The 21968-nt window shown below is 71.6% G+C and carries 16 protein-coding genes; 9 read left to right on the top strand and 7 right to left on the bottom strand.

Going from position 1 to position 21968, the window contains the following annotated elements:
* Positions 1 to 22 precede the first annotated feature (22 nt).
* The 9 genes from JX005_RS06160 to JX005_RS06120 all read left to right on the top strand — a co-directional run bounded on the left by JX005_RS06160 (position 23) and on the right by JX005_RS06120 (position 9999).
* Positions 23 to 1027: a Gfo/Idh/MocA family protein gene (locus tag JX005_RS06160; protein ID WP_214466530.1), complete on the top strand. Its 1005-nt coding sequence runs from the start codon at positions 23 to 25 to the stop codon at positions 1025 to 1027.
* A gap of 2 nt (positions 1028 to 1029) precedes the next feature.
* Positions 1030 to 1905, top strand: a complete 876-nt coding sequence (locus JX005_RS06155) for an NYN domain-containing protein (protein ID WP_214466529.1) — start codon at positions 1030 to 1032, stop codon at positions 1903 to 1905.
* Positions 1906 to 1974: 69 nt separating this feature from the next.
* A complete protein-coding gene (locus tag JX005_RS06150; protein WP_214466528.1) occupies positions 1975 to 3162 on the top strand; it encodes an ROK family transcriptional regulator in 1188 nt (395 codons plus the stop codon).
* Positions 3163 to 3171: 9 nt separating this feature from the next.
* Entirely contained in the window at positions 3172 to 4269 is a 1098-nt protein-coding gene (locus JX005_RS06145; protein WP_214466527.1) for a sugar ABC transporter substrate-binding protein, read from the top strand.
* 38 nt (positions 4270 to 4307) lie between these two features.
* Positions 4308 to 5225: an ATP-binding cassette domain-containing protein gene (locus JX005_RS06140; protein ID WP_372447321.1), complete on the top strand. Its 918-nt coding sequence runs from the start codon at positions 4308 to 4310 to the stop codon at positions 5223 to 5225.
* Positions 5222 to 6466: a sugar ABC transporter permease gene (locus JX005_RS06135; protein WP_214466526.1), complete on the top strand. Its 1245-nt coding sequence runs from the start codon at positions 5222 to 5224 to the stop codon at positions 6464 to 6466. The genes JX005_RS06140 and JX005_RS06135 overlap by 4 nt, the downstream gene beginning before the upstream one ends.
* Positions 6467 to 6749: 283 nt before the next feature.
* Positions 6750 to 7835 carry a sugar ABC transporter substrate-binding protein gene (locus tag JX005_RS06130; RefSeq protein ID WP_246533565.1) on the top strand — a complete coding sequence of 362 codons (1086 nt, stop codon included), beginning with the start codon at positions 6750 to 6752 and terminating at the stop codon, positions 7833 to 7835.
* 86 nt (positions 7836 to 7921) lie between these two features.
* Positions 7922 to 8731: an ATP-binding cassette domain-containing protein gene (locus JX005_RS06125; RefSeq protein ID WP_214466525.1), complete on the top strand. Its 810-nt coding sequence runs from the start codon at positions 7922 to 7924 to the stop codon at positions 8729 to 8731.
* Positions 8728 to 9999, top strand: a complete 1272-nt coding sequence (locus JX005_RS06120; RefSeq protein ID WP_214466524.1) for a sugar ABC transporter permease — start codon at positions 8728 to 8730, stop codon at positions 9997 to 9999. The genes JX005_RS06125 and JX005_RS06120 overlap by 4 nt, the downstream gene beginning before the upstream one ends.
* An 82-nt stretch (positions 10000 to 10081) precedes the next feature.
* Here JX005_RS06120 and JX005_RS06115 read toward each other — a convergent pair whose 3' ends face one another.
* From JX005_RS06115 to JX005_RS06085, 7 genes are all read right to left on the bottom strand, one after another.
* Positions 10082 to 10783, bottom strand: a complete 702-nt coding sequence (locus JX005_RS06115; protein WP_214466523.1) for an NAD-dependent deacylase — start codon at positions 10781 to 10783, stop codon at positions 10082 to 10084.
* 79 nt (positions 10784 to 10862) lie between these two features.
* Complete coding sequence (locus tag JX005_RS06110) at positions 10863 to 13157, bottom strand: HYR domain-containing protein (RefSeq protein ID WP_214466522.1); 2295 nt, start codon at positions 13155 to 13157, stop codon at positions 10863 to 10865.
* A gap of 135 nt (positions 13158 to 13292) precedes the next feature.
* Positions 13293 to 14819: an ATP-dependent DNA ligase gene (locus JX005_RS06105; protein ID WP_214466521.1), complete on the bottom strand. Its 1527-nt coding sequence runs from the start codon at positions 14817 to 14819 to the stop codon at positions 13293 to 13295.
* A 72-nt stretch (positions 14820 to 14891) separates the two neighbouring features.
* Entirely contained in the window at positions 14892 to 15593 is a 702-nt protein-coding gene (locus JX005_RS06100) for an ABC transporter ATP-binding protein (protein ID WP_214466520.1), read from the bottom strand.
* Positions 15590 to 16546: an ABC transporter ATP-binding protein gene (locus JX005_RS06095; protein ID WP_214466519.1), complete on the bottom strand. Its 957-nt coding sequence runs from the start codon at positions 16544 to 16546 to the stop codon at positions 15590 to 15592. The genes JX005_RS06100 and JX005_RS06095 overlap by 4 nt, the downstream gene beginning before the upstream one ends.
* Entirely contained in the window at positions 16546 to 19269 is a 2724-nt protein-coding gene (locus JX005_RS06090; RefSeq protein WP_214466518.1) for an FtsX-like permease family protein, read from the bottom strand. The genes JX005_RS06095 and JX005_RS06090 overlap by 1 nt, the downstream gene beginning before the upstream one ends.
* On the bottom strand, positions 19266 to 21947 hold the full coding sequence (locus JX005_RS06085; protein ID WP_214466517.1) for an FtsX-like permease family protein: 2682 nt from the start codon (positions 21945 to 21947) through the stop codon (positions 19266 to 19268). Before JX005_RS06085 ends, JX005_RS06090 begins: the two co-directional genes overlap by 4 nt.
* Positions 21948 to 21968 lie beyond the last annotated feature (21 nt).

Here is a 21968-nt window from a genome sequence, read left to right as displayed (position 1 = left end):
CACGGTCGGTACGCTCGGGAACATGACGTCGCCTTCCTCCCCCTCGCCCCGCCTGCGCTGGGGCATCCTCGGACCGGGCGGCATCGCCCGCGCCTTCGCCTCAGACCTGCGCGTCGCCGGGCTCGACCTCGCCGCCGTCGGCTCGCGCAGCACCGACACCGCCGCCGCGTTCGCCGCCGACTTCGATGTCGCCCGCGTGCACGGCTCGTACGAGGCCCTGGTCTCCGACCCCGACGTCGACATCGTCTACATCGCGACACCGCACCCGTTCCACGCCGAGCAGGCGATCCTCGCACTCGAGCACGGCAAGCACGTGCTCGTCGAGAAGCCCTTCACGCTCAACGCCGCCGAGGCGGCCGCAGTCCAGGCCGTCGCGGCCGAGCGCGGACTGCTCGCCATGGAGGCGATGTGGACGCGCTACCTGCCGCACATGGCGCGCATCCGGGAGATCGTCGCGTCGGGCGCGCTGGGCGAGATCCGGATCGTGATGGCCGACCACACGCAGAAGATCTCGAGCGACCCGTCCCACCGTCTGAACGCGCTCGAGCTCGGCGGCGGCGCGTTTCTCGACCTCGGCATCTACCCCGTCTCGTTCGCTTGGGACATCCTGGGCGAGCCCCTGACCCTCACCGCCTCGGCGCGTCTGAGCGAGACCGGCGCCGACACGGAGGTGGCGACGATCATGTCCCACGTGTCCGGAGCCCTGTCCACGTCGATCTCCGGCTCGCGGTCGGCCGGCCCGAACACCGCGTCCATCATCGGCACCGAGGCACGCCTCGACATCGACCGCGTCTGGTACACCGCGACGTCGTTCCGCGTCATCGCACCGGACGGCACGGTCCTCGAGGATTACGTGTCCGACTTCGAGGGGCGCGGCATGCAGTACCAGGCGCTCGCCGCCGAGCGTCTCATCGCGGCCGGGCTCACCGACAGCGACGTCCTGCCGATCGACGAGACTGTGGCCATCATGGCGACGCTCGACGAGATCCGCGAGCTCGTCGGCGTCCGCTACCCCGGTGAGGAGTGATCATGGCCGACCTGCAGAACGCCCGCGTCGCCGTCTATCTCGACTTCGACAACATCGTCATGAGCTGGTACGACCGCGTCCACGGCAAGAACTCCTACTCGCGCGACCGACAGAAGATCATGACGGATGCCGCCGACCCGGCGATCGCGGAGCGCCTGGTCGCCGCCACCATCGATGTCGGCGCGATCATCGACTATGCGACGTCGTTCGGCACGCTCGTGCTGACTCGCGCCTACGCCGACTGGTCGTCGCCGGTGAACGCCGTCTACCGGTCGCAGCTGGTCGCCCGCGCGGTCGACCTCGTGCAGCTGTTCCCCGCTGCTGCGTATGCGAAGAACGGCGCCGACATCCGGCTCGCCGTCGACGCCGTGGAAGACATGTTCCGCCTCCCCGACCTCACGCACGTCGTGATCGTCGCCGGCGACTCCGACTACGTGCCGCTCGCGCAGCGGTGCAAGCGGCTGGGCCGGTTCGTCGTCGGCGTCGGCGTCGCGGGCTCGACGGCCAAGTCCCTCGCCGCGGCGTGCGACCAGTTCGACTCCTACGACGCGCTGCCGGGCGTCGCGGCTCCCGAGCCGGCCAAGCCGGAGAAGGATGACTCCACGCCCTCCCGCCGGCGGTCGCGCAAGCCCGCCGCCCCCGATCCCGTCGAGGCGCTCCTCGAGCGCGCACTGCGGCTCGAGAGCGACAAGGAGGACGTCGAGTGGCAGCACGCCTCGGCGGTGAAGAGCCTCGTCAAGCGGCTGGATCCGTCGTTCAGCGAGAAGGCGCTCGGGCACAAGAGCTTCACGGAGTTCGTGCGCGCGCACCCGTCGGTCGCCGAGGTGGACGAGTCGGGCAACATCGTGCTCATCCGTCTCGCCGCCGAGCGCGGGTAGGAAAGCGGGTCGCGCCCGCGCGAGCCACCCTCTGATCTGGGAAATCACGCGTCGGGTACAGTGTCGTTCGTGGCACGCCGCAACCCTCCTCCGGGCTCGCAGACCTCGCTCCGCGAGGCCAATCGCGCGCGCCTGGTCGAGTCCCTGAAGCGTCACGGCCGCCTCACCCAGGTCGAGCTCGCCGGGTCGACGGGCCTGTCCCCCGCGACGGTGTCGAACATCGTCAAGGAGCTCACCGCCTCCGGCCTGCTGCACACGTCTTTCACGTCGCGCAGCGGCCGCCGGGCGACCCTGGTGTCGCTCGCGCGCCAGCTCGGACTGGTCGCCGGCGTGCACTTCAGCTCGCGCCAGCTGCACATCGCCATCGCCGACACGGCGCGCGCGATCGTGACGCAGTCCTCTCTTCCGCTCGCGCTCGACCACCGTCACGACGCCGAACTCGATCGGCTCGGCCTGCTCCTCGGCGACATGATGGAGTCGCTCGGCGGCTCGCTGTCCGACCTGCTCGCCGTGGGGCTGGCGCTTCCCGCGCCGATCGACCCCCGCACGGGCATGGTCTCGACGCCCGGACTCCTGCGCGGCTGGGAGGGCGTCGACGTGGCGGCGAGCCTGTCCGAACGCATCGGCCGCCCGGTCTACGTCGACAGCGAGGCGAATCTCGGCGGGCTCGCCGAGGCGCGCGAGGGCAGCGGCCGCGAGGCCTCGTCGTCGGTGTTCATCCGCGTCGGCCACACCATCAGCGCCGGGCTCATCGTGGGCGGCGATCTCTTCCGGGGCGTCAACGGCAAGGCCGGCCAGATCGGGCACGTCACGATCGACGAGAACGGACCCATCTGCCGCTGCAGCAATCGCGGCTGCCTCGAGACCTACGCCGGCGGGCCGGCGCTGCTGTCCCTGTTCCCTGCCGCCGAAGGGATGCAGCGTCTCGGCGACCTGCTGCAGGCCGCCGAGGCCGGCGACGGCAGCTCGAGGCGGGTGATCGCCGACGCCGGACGCCACATCGGCATCGCCGCCGCGAGTCTCTGCAACCTCTTCGACCCCGAGCTCATCGTCATGGGGGGCGAGCTCTCCCAGGCGGGCGAGATCCTGATGGCTCCCATGCGGCACTCGCTCGAGCGCACGGCTCTGCCGTCCGCCGGGGGGCTGCCGGAGATCGTCGGCGCCTCGTTCGGCGAATGGGCCGAGACCCGCGGAGCCATCGCCATCGCACTCGACCATGTGACGGTGGACGCCCAAGCCCTCCCCCATTCGGCGTAGATCGTGGCGATGACCGGATCAGGACGCGAGGTTCTGAGGAAGTCGGCCGGGCGCCTGGCGGGGATCACGACGATCGCGGCGGTCGTGGCGCTCGCGCCGGGCTGCGCGACCGGGCCCGGATCTCCGCCGGAGTCGACGGACGAGGGCGGCGGCACCATCGCCCTGCTGCTCCCCGAATCGAAGACCGCCCGCTACGAGACGTTCGACCGCCCGCTCTTCGAGGCGCGCATCAGCGAGCTCGGCGACTACGAGGTGCTGTACGGCAACGCCGACCAGGATGCCGCGAAGCAGCAGCAGCAGGCGGAGTCGGCCCTCACGGCGGGAGCCGACGTGCTGGTCCTCGATCCCGTCGACGCCAACGCCGCCGTGAGCATCGTCAACTCGGCCAACGTGCGCGGCGTGCCCGTGATCTCGTACGACCGGCTGATCGCCGGCGGGAAGCTCGACTACTACATCTCGTTCGACAACGAGAAGGTGGGCGTCCTGCAGGCGACCGCGTTCGTCGACGCCGTGCGCGAGGCCGGCGAGGGCGACGCGATCCTGATGGTGAACGGCTCGCCGACCGACAGCAACGCGGCGTTGTTCCGGCGCGGTGCGCACAGCGTCATCGACGACAGCGGCCTGCGCGTTCTCGCCGAGTACGACACCCCCGACTGGAGCCCGGACAAGGCCCAGGACTGGGTGGCCGGGCAGATCGCGCAGTACGACGACGACATCGCGGGCATCTACGCGGCGAACGACGGGACGGCGGGCGGCGCGGTCGCTGCGCTCAAGGCGGCGAATGCCGACCCGTTCCCGATCGTCACCGGCCAGGATGCCGAGCTCGCGGCGCTTCAGCGCATCGTGGCCGGCGATCAGCACATGACGGTGTATAAGGCGATCAAGCCGCAGGCCGAGCTCGCCGCCGAGGTGGCGGTGGCCCTCCTCCACGGCGAGGAGGTGACGGCGCCGATGGACATCGGCGGCGTTCCGACCACGCTGCTCGAGCCCGTGGCCGTCACCCTCGACAACCTGCTCGACACAGTCGTCGCCGACGGCTTCTGGACGATCGACGACATCTGCACCCCGGCGCTGGCCGATGCGTGCGAAGCCGCCGGCATCCGGTAGGGTCTCCACCTTGGCGAGGAGGGCATGACGGGATGTCGATGACACAGCCGCGGGCAGGACGCCCGCGCGAGCGCGTCCTCACCATGCGCGGGATCGGCAAGCACTTCGGTGCGGTCAAGGCGCTCACCGAGGTCGACTTCTGGGTCAACGAGGGCGAGGTGGTCGCGCTCGTCGGCGACAACGGCGCCGGCAAGTCGACGCTCGTGAAGGTCCTCGCCGGGGTGCACGCGCCCGACGCCGGCACGATCGAGTTCGACGGCGAGCTCGTCGACATCCACAGCCCGGCCGACGCGCAGGAGCTCGGCATCGCCACGGTCTTCCAGGATCTCGCGCTGTGCGACAACCTCGACGTGGTGGCGAACCTCTGGCTGGGGCGCGAGCTGATCGACGGTGCGACGCTCGACGAGGTCGACATGGAGCAGCGCACCTGGACCCTGCTGCGCGAGCTCTCGGCCAAGATCCCGTCCGTGCGCATCCCGGTCGCCTCCCTGTCGGGCGGCCAGCGGCAGACCGTCGCCATCGCGCGTTCGCTCATCGGCGATCCCCGCGTCGTCATCCTCGACGAGCCGACCGCCGCGCTCGGCGTCGCGCAGACCGCCGAGGTGCTGAATCTCATCGAGCGCCTGCGCGAGCGCGGGCACGGCGTGATCCTGATCAGCCACAACATGGCCGACGTCATGGCGGTCGCCGACCGTGTCGTCGTCCTGCGCCTCGGGCGAAACAACGGCATCTACAACGTCGCCGAGGTGACCAGCGCGACGCTGATCGCCGCGATCACCGGCGCGGCAGACAACGCGGTCAGCCGGCGTGCCACCGAGCAGGCCTCGCCCGCGCTCGCGGATCCGCCCGTCGTCGACCGCGAGGACGATCCCGATGCGCCCGATGCGGAGATCATCCGGATGCGGCCGTCGCGCAAGCGCCCCGGACGCACGCCCGAACCGGGAGGCCGGCGATGAGCCTGGACGACCGCACAATGGCGGTCCCGGGCGACGACGAGCGGCTCCTCAGCGTGAGCGGTGTCCGTTCCGCCGTCGGCGGGCTCGTGGCGCGCATCCGCGGCGGCGACCTGGGAGTGGCGCCGGTCATCGTCGGCGTGGCCGTGATCTGGCTCGTGTTCCAGCTTCTGAACCCGAAATTCCTCTCGCCGGGCAACCTGGAACTGCTCGCGATGCAGTGCGCCGCCATCGGCACGATCGCCCTCGGAATCGTCCTCGTGCTGCTGCTGGGCGAGATCGATCTGTCGGTGGGGTCGGTCTCGGGGCTGGCGGCGGCCGTGCTGGCGGTCGGGTTCGTGCAGCTTCAGTGGCCGCTTGTGTTCGCGATCCTCGCCGCAGTGGGGATCGGATGCCTCGTGGGCCTGCTGTACGGCTTCCTGTACACCCGGTTCGGCCTGCCGAGCTTCGTGATCACCCTCGCGGGACTGCTCGGCTTCCTGGGACTGCAGCTGTGGGTGCTGGGCGACACGGGGAGCATCGGCATCCCGTTCGACTCGTGGATCGTCCAGTTCGCGCAGCAGATGTTCCTCCCCGCATGGGCGTCGTACGTCGTCGTCGCGCTGTCGGTCGCCGCATACGGCTGGGTGCTCGTACGGCGGGCGCGGCGCCGGGCGGCGGCGAGCCTCGTGAGTCAGAGCTACCTCGAGATCGGCATCCGCTCGGGTGCGCTCCTCGCGCTGCTGGTCCTGGCCGCGTGGTATCTGAATCTCGCGCGCGGCGTGGGCGTCATGTTCCTGTTCTTCATCGTGCTCGTCGTCGTGATGAACGCGGTCCTGACGCGGACGCGCTGGGGCCGGGCGGTCTACGCCGTCGGCGGGTCGGTCGAGGCGGCCCGACGTGCGGGCATCCGGGTCGACCGGATCTACATGTCGGTGTTCATGATGTGCTCCGCGCTCGCGGCGCTCGGTGGAATCCTCGCGGCCGCGCGACTGGGCGCGGCGAACCAGAGCTCCGGCGCCGGCGACACGAATCTCAACGCGATCGCTGCCGCCGTCATCGGCGGGACCAGCCTCTTCGGCGGTCGCGGCACCGCCTTCGCGGCACTCCTCGGCATCATCGTCATCCAGTCGATCTCGTCGGGGCTCACGCTGCTCAGCCTCGACGCGTCCGTGCGCTTCATGATCACCGGCGTCGTGCTGGTGCTCGCCGTCATCGTCGATGCGATCTCGCGTCGAACGCGTGCGGCCACCGGTCGCGCCTGACGGCGCTGGATTCACAGGGCAAAGTCGCCGTCGTATCGTTTCGATGGCGCGGGTCGCGGCATTGCGCGAAATGACTCCGACTGCGCCGTTCTGCCCGCATTGTGCTCGAAAGTTTTCGAGGGGGGAATGGGCGAGCGCTTGCCGCTGGGCTCGAACCCACGGCGTTGTCAAAGCGTTACGTTCAAGACTTGACGCCATGAAGCCTCCGCATAAAGGATCGCTTCAAGCGCGAAGTGCGTCAGGGACGAACCTGGGGCTCGCGCACTTCAACGACGAAAGGCGAATGATGAAGAAGTCTTCACTCCTCGCCGTGGCCGCCCTCACGGGCGCGGCCGCGGTGGTGCTCGCGGGCTGTGCCGGCAACGCCGGCGGCGGTACCCCGAGCGAGGGCGGCGGCGGCGAAGCCGAGGCCGGCCGCGCGTGTGTGATCCTTCCCGACGCGGCGTCGTCGCCCCGCTGGGAGAACTTCGACCGCAAGTACCTCCAGGAGGGTCTGGAGGGCGCGGGCTTCGAGGTCGACATCCAGAACGCGCAGGGCGACGTCAACGAGTACTCGACGATCGCCGATCAGCAGCTCACGCAGGGCTGTGGCGTCATGCTGCTGGTGGACTACCAGGGCGCGGCAGAGACCGTGGCCGCCAAGGCCAAGGCCGAGGGCATCCCGGTGATCGCCTACGACCGTCCCTTCGCGGGCGCGGACTACTACGTGTCGTTCGACAACGTCGAGGTCGGTCGCCTGCAGGGGCAGACGGTGCTCAACGGCCTCGAGGCCGCGGGCGTCGACCCCACTGAGGCCACCGTCGTCTACATCGGCGGAGACCCCACCGACGGCAACGCCGCCATGTTCCACGACGGCGCCGTCGAGGTGATGGAGGGCGCGGGAATCACCCCGGCCGCCGAGCCGCCGGGAGCCTGGGACCAGGCCAAGTCGCAGACCAACTTCGAGCAGGCACTGACGTCGCTCAGCGGTCAGGTCGACGGCGTGTGGGCCGCGAACGACACGAACGCCGCCGGCGTGATCAAGGTCCTGCAGGACAACAACCTGGAGGGCGTCGCGGTGTCGGGTCAGGACGCGAACGTCGCGGGCCTGCAGAACATCCTGCTCGGCTGGCAGACCGCCACGGTCTACAAGCCGGTCGCAGATGAGGCCACGGCCGCCGTCGAGACGGCGATCGCGCTGCTCAACGGCGAGACCCCGGAAGCCGACTCGGAGCTGGAGGACGGCACGCCGTACATCCAGGTCACTCCGGTCCTCGTCGGACCCGAGGAGGTCAAGGACGTCATCGCCGCCGGTGACGCGTCCTACGACGACGTGTGCACGCCGGATGTCATGGCTGCGTGCGAGGAGTTCGGAGTCACCGCCGAGTAACGTATCGGTCAGGCCGCGGGGGCGTCGCGCCAGCGAGCGCGGCGCCCCTGCGCATGCCTGTACCGACACATCGCAAGGAAGCGAGTATGTCAGAGACGATCACAGCCACAGAGCCGATCATCCAGTTGGTCGGCGTCAGGAAATCGTTCGGTCCGGTCAGCGTCCTCAAGGGCGTCGACCTCAAGGTGTACCCCGGCAAGGTGACCGCCCTCGTGGGCGACAACGGCGCCGGCAAGTCCACGCTCATCAAGGGCCTCGCCGGAGTGCAGCCGTACGACGAGGGCGAAGTCCTCATCGACGGCGTGCATCGAGACCTGCACGCGCCGCGCGACGCCTCGGGGCTCGGCATCGAGGTCGTGTATCAGGACCTCGCCCTGTGCGACAACCTCGACATCGTCCAGAACATGTTCCTCGGTCGCGAGGAGCTGACCGTCGGGACGTTCGACGAGGGACGCATGGAGAAGGATGCCTCCGACACGCTGCGCTCGCTCTCGGTGCGCACCGTGAAGTCGGTGCGCCAGAAGGTGTCGTCGCTGTCGGGCGGGCAGCGGCAGACGGTCGCCATCGCGCGCGCCGTGCTGAAGAAGGCCCGCGTGGTCATCCTCGACGAGCCGACCGCGGCACTGGGCGTGGCGCAGACCGAGCAGGTGCTGAACCTGGTCCAGCGGCTCAAGGAGCAGGGCGTCGCCGTCATCCTCATCAGCCACAACCTGGCCGACGTCTTCGAGGTCGCCGACGACATCGCCGTGCTCTACCTCGGGCAGCTCGTGGCGCAGGTCACCGTGGCCGAGACGACCCGCGACGACGTCGTGGGGTACATCACCGGAACCAAGACGCTCGGCGACGTGACCATCCTCGACACGTCCACGCTTTCGACCGAAGGAGGCGCCGAATGAGCAGCAACGCCACGCGGACCGAAGCGGCACCCGATCCCCTTGCGAGCGACCTCATCGGCAGCGGTGTCGAAGGAGGCCTGCGCGAGCAGGCGCTGGCCTGGTGGCAGCGCGTGCGCAGCGGCGACATGGGCGCCCTGCCCGCGATCGGCGGGCTGGTCGTGCTGGGTCTGCTCTTCTCCGCGCTGAGCCCGTTCTTCCTCACGGAGCGCAACTTCGCGAATCTGCTGAACCAGGCCGCCGGCCTCGTGGTACTCGGCATGGCTCTCGTCTTCGTGCTCCTGCTCGGCGAGATCGACCTGTCGGCGGGCGTGACCGGTGGCGTGGGCATGGCCCTGTTCGTCGTGCTGCACGCGCAGTTCGGCATCCCGTGGCCGCTCGCGCTCCTGATCGGATTCGGGTTCGGGTTCCTCACGGGTGCGTTCATCGGCTTCTTCGTCGCGAGGGTCGGCATACCCTCGTTCGTGGTCACCCTCGGCCTGTTCCTCGGCTTCCAAGGACTCGCGCTCGTGATCATCGGACCCGGCGGCCTCTTCCGTCTCGAGGTGCCCGAGCTCATCGCCCTCCAGAACGGCAACCTTCCGGTATGGGCCGGGTGGGCGCTGCTCGCGATCATGCTGCTCGTGTCCGCCGGCACGTCGTTCTGGGATCGCGCCCGTCGCACGCGGGCGGGGGTGCCCAACCGCACGATCTCGCTCGTGTACATCAAACTGCTCGCGATCGCCGTGCTCGGCGGCATCGTCGTGTTCATCCTGAATCAGGATCGCGGCCAGGGCGTCAATGCAGTCCAGGGCGTTCCCAACGTCGTGCCCGTCGTGCTGCTGATCCTCTGGATCGGCACGTTCGTGCTCGACAGGACGAAGTTCGGCCGCTACATCTACGCGATCGGCGGCAACGCCGAGGCCGCACGCCGTTCCGGCGTGAAGGTGCGCTGGATCAAGTGGTGGGCCTTCGTCATCTGCTCGAGCCTGGCCGTCTTCGCGGCTCTGCTCAGCGTCTCGCGGGTCGGCTCGGTCGATGCCACGGTCGGGCGCGACATCGTCCTGTCGGGCGTGGCAGCGGCCGTCGTCGGCGGCGTCAGCCTCTTCGGCGGACGCGGCCGGCTCATGCACGCGGCGATCGGCGCCCTGGTGATCTCCGTGATCACCAACGGCCTGGGTCTGCTGCGTCTGCCGGCGGGTGTCAGCCTGCTCGTCACCGGCGGCGTGCTCATCCTCGCGGCCGCCGTCGACGCGGTGTCGCGTCTGCGCGGCAACGGCGCGAGAACCTAGCGGGTCATCCCGTCGAGAGGCGCTGGGCGCGGCATCCGCTGCTCCGGCGCCTCTTGTCGTTCGGCGCGTCCCGCCGCATCCGTCAGGACGCCCGGTCCTCCGCGATGACCTCGTCCACCCACGCCGGTACGAGGTCGCCGGCACGACCGGCGCGGGCGTCTTCGAAGGGCACGATCGAGTCGCTGGGCACGAGGTTCAGCTCGACCGTGCGCGCTCCGAACGCAGACGCCAGCGCGACGTATCCCGCGGCCGGATAGACCGCGCCCGAGGTGCCGATCGAGGCGAACACGTCGCACGCCACGACAGCCTGCTCGATGCGGTCGAGCTCGTACGGCATCTCGCCGAACCAGACGACGTCGGGGCGCAGCATCCGCTCTCCGCACGCGGGGCACGGCGGACGCGACGCGAGATCGGCGTCCCACACCGGCCGCGCACCGCAGGCCAGGCACAGCGCCCGCCGCAGCTCGCCGTGCATGTGGACCAGCCGGCGCGAGCCCGCCCGCTCGTGGAGGTCGTCGACGTTCTGCGTGACGACCAGCAGGTCCTCCCCCAGGGCGTCCTCCAGGCGGGCGAGCGCGAAGTGGGCGGCGTTCGGGTGGACGGATGCCACGGCCCGCCGCCGCGCGTCGTAGAACGCCTGCACGGTGTCGGGGTCGCGATCGAAGGCCTCCGGCGTCGCTACGTCTTCGATGAGGTGCCCCTCCCACAGCCCGTCGGCGTCGCGGAAGGTGGGCACGCCGCTCTCGGCCGAGATCCCGGCTCCGGTCAGCACGACGATGCGCATGAGACCAGTGTGCCCCGCCGCACACGACGGAGGCCCGGACCGATGGTCGGTCCGGGCCTCCGCCGTCACAGCTCGCGGGTTACTTGAGCTTGAACGAAGCGCTGAGCTTCGAGCCGTCCTGCGTAGTCATCGTGACCACGTAGCACGCGCCGGCCTTCTTCGGGGTCTGCCAGTTCTGGATGAACTGCCCGCCCGTGGCGTCGTAGCGGAGCGTCGTGCCGCCGGTCGAGGTGACCTCGATCACATCGGTCACGGTCGAGCCGCTCTGGCAGGACACCTCCTTCTGGGTGAACGAGAGGACCGCCGACGTGCCGGTGAGCTCGGTCGACCCGGCGAAGACCTCGAACTTCAGCGGCACGGTCGAGCCGCCCTTCACGCTGTTCCACACGCCGTTCATGTCGACCGGCTGGTAGAAGCCGCGCAGCGTCCACGCCGAGACCGAGTAGGACCGGCTGTCGGTCGCCGTGTTGCCCGCCGCGTCCACGGCGGTCGCCATGAGCGAGTGCGAGCCGACGGTCGTGCCGTAGCCGGTCACGTCGCACGGGACGACGCCCGAGACGATGTCGACTGCGGTGCAGGTCGCCGCAGCGGGAACAGACCCGAACACGTAGCTGCCACCGGCTGCCGGCCCGCCGACCCACGTGATCGCGGGGGCGGTCGTGTCGACGACGGAGACGACGAAGGACTCCGCGCCCTCGTTGCCCGCCGCGTCGGTCGCGGTGCAGTCGACCTGGTGGCTTCCGAGCGCGAACGTCGAGCCGGAGGCGGGAACGCACGTGACGTCGACGGGCCCGTCGACCAGGTCGGTCGCCGTGGCCGCATACGACACCGCGGCGCCCGCGGAGCTGGTGGCCTCGGCCGTGATGCTCGCCGGGACCTCGACCGTCGGCGGCGTGGTGTCGACCACCGTCACCGTGAACCCGCTCGAGCCCTCGTTGCCGGCGGCATCGGTCGCGCTGCACGTGACGATGCTCGCTCCGAGCGCGAACGTCGAGCCGGATGCCGGCACGCACGTCGCGGCGAGGTCGCCGTCGACGAGGTCGTGGGCGGTGGCAGCGAACTCGGCAGACGCACCGGCCGGACCGGTCGCCTCGACGACGAACGAGGCCGGCACGGTCACGTCCGGCGCCGTGGTGTCCTCGACGGTGACGACGAACGACTCGTTCGCGGTGTTCGAGCGGCTGTCGGACGCCGAGCACTCCACCGTCGAGTCACCCAGCGGGAAGACGTCACCCGACTGGTGGGTGCACTCCACGGCGACGTCGCCGTCGACGAGGTCGAAGGCCGACGTGGCGAACGCGACGGCCGCACCCGACGGGCCCGTCGCCTCGACGGTGATGTCGTCGGGAACGACCAGAGTCGGCGCGCCCGTGTCGGAGATCGTCACGGTGAACGAGCTCGAGCCCGTGTTGCCCGCGGCGTCGGTCGCGCTGCAGGTGACGGCGGTCTCTCCCACGACGAAGCCCGTGCCCGACGGGGGCGTGCAGCTGACGACGGGCGATCCCGACACCGCGTCGGTCGCGACCGGGTCGGTCCACGTCACGATCGTCTGCGGGCCGGATGCCTCGAACCCGATGTCGGTCATCGAGCCGACCGCCGGAGCCGTGGTGTCCTCCACCTGCACCTCGAACGATCCCGTGCCGGTGTTGCCCGCATCATCGGTCGCAGTGCATGCCACGGTGGTCGTGCCGAGCGGGAAGACCGATCCGGATGCCGGGAGGCAGGTCACCGCGGGAGCGGCCGGAGCCGTCCCATCGGTGGCCGTGGCCTCGTACGTCACGACGGCGCCCGCAGCGCTGATCGCCTCCGCCGTGATGGTGGCGGGGAGGTGCAGCTCAGGCGCGGTCGCGTCCGTGATGCACGGCGACGTCGTCCAGGTGACCGGGACGGCGTTGGTGCCGCTGACCGACCCGCCGCCGGCGTTGACTCCCGTGTACGAGAAGGTCACGGTTCCCGATCCGCCTGCGGCCTTGGCCGGCAGCGTGACGACGGCCGCGAGGGTTTCGCTGCTCAGGTTGTTCTGCGTCCCGGCTGCCTGCCAGGTCGAGTTCAGCTGGATGGTCGTGTCCGCCAGCGCAGCGGTCATCCCGGCCGTGGCCGACGAGAAGCCGACCGTGACCTCCGACCCGTTCGCGAAGACGCCGTTGTTCGTGTTGGTGTTCGGATTGCCGTTTCGCCGCGCGGCGATCAGCACCGTGAACTCCACGGGTCCGTCGGTGCAGGCCGCGACGGATGCGGCTCCCGCTTCGACCGGCGTCACCCCGTCCCCGTCGATTGCGAGCTGGTCCGCGAATGCCGCGGATCCTCCTCCGGCTACCAGCAGACAGGCCACGCCGAACGCGACCATGTTTTTGAGCGCACGAGTACGCGTCATGGTGAATCCCCATTCTCCCCACCGGCCGCGACGTCGTCGCCGCTGCTCGGTCCCAGCGCTCATCGTGTCATGCGGCGTGGGAGCGCAACCAGCCCGGGTTCCTCAGCGTGCGCTCAAGGTCGGCTCAGGGTCGGCTCAGCCGCGGAGGAGCGTGCGCAGCGACCCGATGGTGTCGGCATCGCCCGGACTCTTGTCGGGCCGGTAGCCCTTCACGCGTGCGAAGCGCAGCGCCACTCCCCCGGGATACCTCGTCGACCGCTGCACGCCGTCGATCGCGATCTCGACGACGGTCTCGGGACGCACGTGCACCGCGGAGGACGAGCGATGGGTCTCGATCGTCGGGAAGTGCTCGGTCTGCCACCGCAGCAGCGCGTCGGTGAGCCCCTTGAACGTCTTGCCCACCATGACGAAGCCGCCGGGCTCGCCGTAGGCGCCCTCGGGGTCGCGGGCACCGAGATGCAGGTTGGACAGCTGGCCGGTGCGCCGGCCGGAGCCCCACTCCACGGCGAGCACGACGAGGTCGAAGGTGAGCACGGGCTTGACCTTGAGCCAGCTCTTGCCGCGCCGCCCGGCGGCGTAGGCGGACTCGACGCCCTTCACCATGACGCCCTCGTGACCCGCGGCGAGCGCCTCCCGTGAGAACTCCTCGGCGCGGTCGGCGTCGTCGGTGACGATGCCCGGCATGCGGGATGCCCCGGCCACCCGCTCGAGCACCTCGAGGCGCGTCGACAGCGGCTCATCGAGGAGGTCGCGCCCGTCGAGGTGGAGGATGTCGAAGAACCACGGGCGGAGCACCACGGCGGCGCCGCTCTCCGATCCGAAACGCGCCATCGTGTCCTGGAAGGGACGGGGACCGCCGTCCTCGTCGAGCGACAGCGTCTCGCCGTCGAGGATCACGCGCTCGGCGGGCAGCTCGCGCACGGCCTCGACGATCTCGGGCACGCGGTGCGTGATGTCGGCGAGACTGCGCGTGTAGACCCGCACGTCGTCGCCGTCGCGGTGCACCTGGATGCGCGCGCCGTCCAGCTTGTATTCGACGGATGCCGTTCCTCCGAGCGCCTGGACCGCCTCGGTCGCCGAACCCGCCGTCGAGGCGAGCATCGGCATCACGGGGCGCCCCACCACCAGGCCGACGGCCTCCAGTTCGTCGGCAGACCCGGTCAACGCGAGTTCAGCGGTGGCGCCCAGGTCGCCGGACAGCATCGCCGCGCGGCGCACGGCCGAGGCATCCCGCTCCGCCGCTTTCGCGATCGCATCCAGCAGCACGCCCTCGAGGGCGCCCGTGCGCAGCTCGCCCAGCATGACGCGCGCGACGAAGTCCCACTCGGCGGACGTCGCCCGTTCGCTGAGCAGGGTCAGCTCGCCCCGGCGTGCGGCGACCGACCCCTGGCCATCCGCGGCCGCCAGGCGATCGAGGGCGGCGTCGACGTCGAGGATCGTGAGCGACGGCCCTGCGGCGTGAGGCGTTTCGAGCGCCGAGAGGCTGCGCCAGCCGACGCCGAGCCGGCCCTGGCGGGGACTGGCGGTGAGGAAGCCGATCGCCGGTCTCACCTCGCCGGGGTCGAGGCCACGGAGCAGGGCGGCGAGCGCGGCGATCTTCGCGAGGCGCGAGGGCGTCGCGCCGACGGCTTCGGTCGCGGCCACGACCTCGTTCAGCAGCATGGGGGAATTCTCGCACCCGGCCACGACACCCGGGCCGAGCGCATCGCCCGCCGAGAGTCGCGGCCTGGCGACCTAGGCCACCGGGGCGGGAAGCACACCCGCGCGCAGCACGCCGTCGTGCAGCTCGAGCACCCGGTCGGCTCGCAGCACGATCGACGGGTCGTGCGTCGACAGGAGCACCGCCACGCCGTCCTCGTGGGCGATCGAGGCGATGAGGTCGATCATGGTCGCGGCCGTGTGCGAGTCGAGCTGGCCGGTGGGCTCGTCGGCGAGCACGATGCGCGGCGACCCGGCGAGGGCGCGCGCGATGCCGACGCGCTGCTGCTGACCGCCCGACAGCTCGCCGGGGCGCTGCTTCGCGTGATCGGCGAGACCGACCCGCTCGAGCAGCCGCGACACGCGCGCGCTGCGCTCGGCGGGATCGGTTCCGCGGATGCGCATCGGCAGCTCGACGTTCTCCTCGGCCGACAGCGCGCCGATGAGGCCGAAGGACTGGAAGACGTAGCCGATGTCGTCGCGGCGCACGGCGTCGACCTGCTTCTCCGGCGCCTCGGTGATCACGATGTCCCCGACCCGCACGCGGCCGGTCGTCGGCGGCTGGATCCCCCCGAGCACGTGCAGCAGGGTCGTCTTGCCCGCGCCCGACGGGCCGACGAGCACGACGAGCTCGCCGGGGTGCAGTTCGAGCGAGGCGTCGGACAGCGCGTGCACGTCGCCCGCGGGCGTGCGGTGCACGACAGACAGATCGGATGCCTCGAGCACGGGTTCGCTCATGAGCCCTCCTCCTCGTGTGTTCCCTCGCGCCGGCTGCGTCGGGTCTCGGGGGCGTCGCCCGCTGCAGCGGGCGGGGCGGGCGGCGTCTGCCGCCCGTCGCCCGGCCAGACGCCGACGTGATCGGGGTTGAGCTTGAGCCGTACGCGCTCACGGAGCGACAGCTGGTGCATGTACTCGGTCGGCAGCTGCAGCCGGCCGACCTTGTCGAGCACGACGAACTCCTCGGCCATGTCGTGCTCGCGACCTTCGTCGTCGGTGTGCGTCCAGCGCAGCACCTCGGTCGAGGTGCGCCCGTCGCGGATCTGCACGGTGCGCTGCACGTGCTCCGACACCGCGGGATCGTGCGTGACGATGAGCGCCGTCGTGCCGAGTTCGCGGTTGACGGTCTCGAACGTCGCCAGCACCTCCGCCGACGCGTGCTCGTCGAGGTCGCCGGTCGGCTCGTCGGCCAGGAGCACCCGCGGGCCGTTCGCGAGCGCGACGGCGATCGCCACGCGCTGCTGCTGACCGCCGGACAGCTCGGCGGGGCGCCGGTCGGCGACGTCGGCCACGCCGGCGAGGTCGAGCAGCTCGATCGTTCGCTCGGGGTGCTTGCGGTCGCCGCCGATCGCCCGCGCGAGCTGGACGTTCTCGCGGGCGGACAGGTACGGCAGCAGGTTGCGCGCGGTCTGCTGCCACACGAAGCCGACCACCTCGCGTCGGTAGGTCACGCGGTCGCGAGCCGACAGCGACGGCAGATCGCGGCCGGCGACGCGCGCGGAGCCGGCGGTGGGGGCGTCGAGCGCGGACAGGATCGACAGCAGCGTCGACTTGCCCGAGCCGGACGCGCCGACGAGGGCGACGAGCTCGCCGCGGTCGACCAGGAGGTCGAGGCCCTGCAGCGCCTGCACTTCGATGTCGGCGACGGCGAAGATCCTCACCAGTCCTTCGCACACGATGTCGGGTTCGGTCATCAGTCCTCCTCGGTTCGGAGCACGGTCGCCATCGACGTGGTGCGGGCGCTCGCCACGCCGCCGACGACGGCGAGGGCGAGGGCCACCACCACGACGGCGATGAGGGTGCCGCTCAGGACGGGGTCGACGGCGATGCTGGGCTGTCCTCCGCCGCCGGTGAACGGCCGGAGGTCGATGGACGTCACCACGAGCAGCGGCAGGAGGGCGCCCAGGATGACACCACCCACCAGTGCGGTCACGCCGAGCGGCGCGAACTCCCACGCCACCACGCCGCGGGAACGGCCGCGATCGAGACCCATGCTGCGCAGCAGCGCGATCACGCGGGACCGGGCGTCGCGCGAGACGCCGGCGACGAGCAGCAGGGCGACGACGGACAGGGCGACGGCGACGGCGAGCGCGGCCAGCAGCACGAACCGCAGCGCGGAGACCGCCGGGGATGCCTGGATCTCGGCCGTCGACTCCTCGAGGATGCGCACCGAGTGCGCTGAGCCGACGAGGTCACTCAGCCGGTCGGCAATGGCCGCGGCATCCGCTCCTGGCGAGATGTCGATCATCACGGTGCGCGGGAAGAACCCGAAGCCGGTGAGGGCTGCGTAGTCGGCCCGATCCATCAGCACGAACTTCTCGGAGCCGGTCATGCCGAGCACCCGCTCGAGCGTTCCGACGACGTCGACCGGAGTCGCGACGACCGTCGGCTGCCCCTCCCCGAGGTCCTCGACGAGCGCGGTCGACTCCACGACCTGCACCGGATCCGACCCGGGCGTGATGAGGCCCGCGGGCAGGGCGCCGACCATGCCGCGCTGCACAGCCGCGAGGCGGTCGACGTCGGTGACGGTGACCTGCACGCTTTCGCGGCCGCCGCTTCCCGACACGGTGACGTAGTCGCCCCGCAGCACGCCGACCGCGTCGTCGACGCCCTCGATCACGCGCATCGACTCGATGATGTCGTCGTCGAAGTAGGGACCGGCGAGTCGGATGTCGCCACCGACGTCGCGCTGCGCGGCCACCACGGCACCGCGGTCCACGGTGGCGAGCACGAGCGAGGAGAAGACCGCGATGGCCACGGCGACGAGCATGGCCAGGACCGCCGTCGTGCCTGCCGCCGAGTCGCGCAGATTGCGAGCCGCACCGACTAGGGCGACCACGCCCCGGCCGCGGCGCGCCACCCGCAGCGCTGCGGCGATGGGAAGCGGGTGCAGCCGCACCACGATGAGCGCGACGGCCACGGTGGCCAGCAGGGGCGCCGCGACGACGAGCGGATCGATGTCCTCGGTCGCCGTGCCGATCCCGCGGAGGAAGAGCTGCACGACCGCCACGACGGCGAGGAGGAGCACCACCGCCTCGACGATGCGCACCGCCTTGCTGCGCACGGGCGCATCGAGGTCGGCGCGGCCTCGTTCGAGCAGCGCGGGCCGCAGCGTGAAGGCCAGCGCGACGCCCGGCACGACCCCCACGGCGACCGCCAGCAGCGTCGGAGCGAGCCCGGCGTCGTGGGGGGTGACGACGAGGGCCACGGCGGCCGCCGCGATCGCGACCGGGACGCCGAGGATGAGCCCCTCGCCGAACAGGAGTCTCCGCAGCCGCGCGAGCGGCGCGCCGCGGGCCGACATCAGCGAGAGGTCGGTGCGACGCCGACGGATCATGAGGGCGGCGGCGAGCACGACGAGCGCGACACTGACCGCGAGCGGGCCGACCGCCGCGACGGCGAGGATGGCGCTCGCGGAGTTGGCGCGGGAGAGCGCCGTCGACAGCACGTCGACGATCCCGCTCTGGAAGCGGACGCGCAGCTGCCCGGTCTCGTCGACGGGGACGCTCGCCGACGTCGCGGCGCGGAGGGCGGACAGGAGCTCGCCGGGTTCGGCGCCGAGGGCCGCTCGGCCGTCCACGGGATACCACGCCTGAAGCTCCGCGCGCAGCGCGGGCGCGAGCTGCGCCCACGAGTCCGGGTGCACCCACGCCACCGACGTCGCAGTGGGCCGCCGGTTGCCGTCGTCGTACACGGTCGCCGTGAGCGCGGTGGGCAGGTGCGTCCAGCGGTCGGCCCCGGGGTCGAGCGCGGAGACGGTGCCCACCAGCTCGACCTCGGCGTGGCCCTCGAACCAGTCGTCGACGGATGTCACGCCGGTCGACGGCGGCGCGCTCCGCACCTCGCCGATCGGCCAGAGCATCGTCTCGGCAGCGGCCTCGCTGAGCACGATCTCGACCGGCCCTGTGCCCGTCCAGGGCTCGGGCCATGTGCCGTCGACCAGCTCCACGTTCGACTGCATCGCCGGCTCGGCGAACAGCTGCATGATCGAGATGGGCGCCTGCGGATCGAGATCCTCCGGGTCGATCTGGATGTCCTGCGAGTACGCGGCGAACTCCGCCTCGCCGACGAGCGGCGCCAGCGCAGGCTCGAGCGACTCCCGGTTGTCGGCGAGCAGCTGGCCGACAGTGCCGAACACGTCGCCGGCGCCCTCGTCCCATCCGTCCGCGACCTCGGAGTCGGCGACGGGACCGAACGCGGGCGAGCCGATGAGGCTCGCCGCCAGATCGCGCGAGATCGCCGGCATGTCCGACACCTGATGGGCGACTTCGGCGCGCACCACGCCGACCAGCGCGCGCGGGGCCGCGGCGATCACGAAGGCCGCGAAGGCCGTGAGGGCGATGATGACGAGCGCGGCGCTGCGGGGCGTCGCGAACCTGCGTCGGGTGAGGGCGGAGAGCCCGGGCGATCTGTTCACTCGTCCTCCCTCATGAGCGGGGCGAGCCGGGCGGGCGCGCGCACGGTGGCGACGATGACAGCGAAGACGGCGACCGCCGCAAGGATCGCGACGATGAGCGCCGGCGGGTCGGCCCGCAGCACGATCGGGTAGGCATCCGGCACGCTTCCGTACGCGACGCGCACGAGAGGTGCGACGATGAGCCACGCCGTCACCGCGCCGGCGGCGACACCGCCGACGGCGCCCATCGCGACGGCGAACAGGTCCTCCTGCGCGCGCAGGCGCGACGCACGCCGGCGGCCCAGGCCCATGACGGCGAACAGCGCGAGCTCACGGGAGTCGGCGCGGCTTCGGGTGCGACGGAGCACGAGCACGACGACGGCGAGGACGACCGCGCCGGCTGCCGCGAGCATGAACGCGGCAGCGGTGCCGGCGGCGTTCTGGGCCGAGCGGGGGTCGGCGACGATCGTCACGGTCTGCGGGAACTCCTCGGCGACCGCGGCCGCCACGGCCCCGGGGTCGCCGGTCGAGAGCCATGCCTGCGTCGGCACGATCTCGAAGGGACTGGCCGTGGACAGCGTCCCGAGGTCGACGAGCATCCCTTCGCCGGTCGTCGAGCCGGGGAGCACGGGGATCACGTCGACGATCTCGAAGTCCGCCTCGAACTCCGGCTTGATCACCTCGAGGGCGATCGAGTCGCCGACCTCGAGGCTGAGCGAGGCGGCCAGCTCCGCCGTGACGACGGCGGGCACGGCACTCGGGATGCCGGCGGCCACGGCCTGGCTGTACGGCTGCCCCTCGCTCGCCTCCGGCGCGAACGCCAATCCGTCGTCGGTGACCTCGACGGAGCCCGGGGTGCCGGCCGCCGGACGGAAACCGGCAAGGTCGACGGCCGCCCCGCCGCTTGTCACCTCGGTGATCTCGCCCCCACCGGGCACGTGGCCCATCGGGTGGTAGGCGAGGGCGAGCGCCGCGAGCGACCACTGGTCGTCGGACGGCAGCTCGAACGTGAACGCCTCCGTGCCGCGCACGTCCACGTTGGTGAACGTGTTGCCGCTATCGTCCTCGATCACCGAGAGATCGGCGTTGCTGAAGCCGAACGTCGCGACGGCTCCCGCCGACGAGACCACCGTCGCGCGGCCGTTGAGCGCCGGCGAGCCCTGCGGGATGAGCTCTCCGTCGAACTCGACCGGCTCGGCTTCGGGTGCCACGAGGGTGAGCGAGAAGGTGTCGCCCTCGAGCACCGCGCTCGTCTCGGGGATCGTGAGCTCGGCGCCGAGAGCGGCCGGATCGATGGTGCCGTCCGCGTCGAGCATGACCGCGCCGAGCTGCGGCGCCTGCACGGCGAGGATCGGGATGCGCCCATCCGCGGCCTGCGCGCTCATGGGGCGCGCGAGCATCGCCGCATCGGGTGAGCCGGTGGCCGCGACGTCCGCCGCCGACAGGTCCTCCGGGATCGTCCCGACCTTGAGGTCGGCGCCGACCCGCAGCGCCTCGGGGGCGTCACCGAGCGCCGTGAGGCTGGCCTGGTAGGCGCCCGCGACCGTGATGGTGCCGATGGCGAACGCGACGACCGTGATCGACAGGGCGTGGCGTGCCGGGCGGCGCGAGGCGAGGCGCAGCGGTGTCGCCGGTGAGATGCCCCGCGTCGGCGCGAAGGCGGCGCCGATCGCCCGGGCGATCGGCGTGGCCAGCGCGACCGCGATCAACGCGGCGAGTCCGAGCGCCAGCGCCGGGGCGATGGCGACGAGGGGATCGAGGGTGCGGCGCCCGTCGCCCCGCACCACGATGGGAGTTCCGGACTGCACGAACTGCCACACGGCCAGCGCCGTGACGACGCCCAGCAGGACGATGAGCCCGATGTCGGCGACGGCGCGGGCCCGCGACGAGCCGCGATCGGCGGATCTTGCGGTGGCCACCGCGACGACCAGCGCCACGACTCCGCCGATCCCGGCGGCGACGATCGCGGGCAGCAGGATGCCGGGCACCGCGGCCGACCAGAGCGCCGCCACGAGGACGCCTGCGCCGGCGCCCACCAGGCCGCCCAGCACCGCGACGATCGCCGACTCGAGTGCGGCGAGCGAGACGAGGTCGCGCCGGCGCGCGCCGCGTGCGCGCAGCAGCCGGGACTCGGATTCGCGCGCGCGAACCGATTCGAGCGCGACGGCGCCGACGACCACGGCCGTGAGGACTCCGAGCAGGCCGAGGGCGACCGCCGTCGGCCCGCGGCGGGACTCGATTCCGTCGCTGATGCCGGCGAGGGTGTTGCGCAGGCCGCCGGACTCCTGCGGGCGGTCACCGGTCGCCTCCTCCACGGCGTCGCGCAGCCCGGCAAGGGCGTCGACGAGGCCGACCGCCTGAGCTCCGGTGATCGCATCGAGGTCGGGGGCGAGCACGACATCGCCGTCCTCGACGGCGACCTCGAGGGCACCGGCGGCGCCGGCATCGGCCACTGCGGCGGAAGCGGCGGCGGCCACGTCGTCGGCCGACGCTTCCGCGTCGATCGTCAAGACGATGCGGCTGCGATCGCCGGTTGCGGCGGCGAGTGCCGAGCGAACCTCACGCGTCTCGACGGAGCCGATGAGGGCGGAGACGGCGACGACGAGCAGTGCGGCGAGCGCGGAGACGACCGCGAGGGTGATGAGCGGCGTGGCTGCAGCGCGCGCCCTGGCCAGGGCGAAGGGGACTCCTCCGATCACGCGGCCGGCCTTTGCATTCTG

Source organism: Microbacterium flavescens (genome assembly GCF_018588945.1).
Classification (GTDB): domain Bacteria; phylum Actinomycetota; class Actinomycetes; order Actinomycetales; family Microbacteriaceae; genus Microbacterium; species Microbacterium flavescens.
Note: the sequence above shows the minus strand (reverse complement) of the source record. Positions and strands in the feature narration are given on the sequence as shown.

What these genes read in the sequence shown, in the direction of transcription:
- JX005_RS06160 (WP_214466530.1), top strand. Translation starts at nt 23, where the DNA reads ATGACGTCGCCTTCCTCCCCCTCGCCCCGCCTGCGCTGGGGCATCCTC.
- JX005_RS06155 (WP_214466529.1), top strand. Translation starts at nt 1,030, where the DNA reads ATGGCCGACCTGCAGAACGCCCGCGTCGCCGTCTATCTCGACTTCGAC.
- JX005_RS06145 (WP_214466527.1), top strand. Translation starts at nt 3,172, where the DNA reads ATGACCGGATCAGGACGCGAGGTTCTGAGGAAGTCGGCCGGGCGCCTG.
- JX005_RS06140 (WP_372447321.1), top strand. Translation starts at nt 4,308, where the DNA reads ATGACACAGCCGCGGGCAGGACGCCCGCGCGAGCGCGTCCTCACCATG.
- JX005_RS06135 (WP_214466526.1), top strand. Translation starts at nt 5,222, where the DNA reads ATGAGCCTGGACGACCGCACAATGGCGGTCCCGGGCGACGACGAGCGG.
- JX005_RS06130 (WP_246533565.1), top strand. Translation starts at nt 6,750, where the DNA reads ATGATGAAGAAGTCTTCACTCCTCGCCGTGGCCGCCCTCACGGGCGCG.
- JX005_RS06125 (WP_214466525.1), top strand. Translation starts at nt 7,922, where the DNA reads ATGTCAGAGACGATCACAGCCACAGAGCCGATCATCCAGTTGGTCGGC.
- JX005_RS06120 (WP_214466524.1), top strand. Translation starts at nt 8,728, where the DNA reads ATGAGCAGCAACGCCACGCGGACCGAAGCGGCACCCGATCCCCTTGCG.
- JX005_RS06115 (WP_214466523.1), bottom strand. Translation starts at nt 10,783, where the DNA reads ATGCGCATCGTCGTGCTGACCGGAGCCGGGATCTCGGCCGAGAGCGGC.
- JX005_RS06110 (WP_214466522.1), bottom strand. Translation starts at nt 13,157, where the DNA reads ATGACGCGTACTCGTGCGCTCAAAAACATGGTCGCGTTCGGCGTGGCC.
- JX005_RS06105 (WP_214466521.1), bottom strand. Translation starts at nt 14,819, where the DNA reads ATGCTGCTGAACGAGGTCGTGGCCGCGACCGAAGCCGTCGGCGCGACG.
- JX005_RS06100 (WP_214466520.1), bottom strand. Translation starts at nt 15,593, where the DNA reads ATGAGCGAACCCGTGCTCGAGGCATCCGATCTGTCTGTCGTGCACCGC.
- JX005_RS06095 (WP_214466519.1), bottom strand. Translation starts at nt 16,546, where the DNA reads ATGACCGAACCCGACATCGTGTGCGAAGGACTGGTGAGGATCTTCGCC.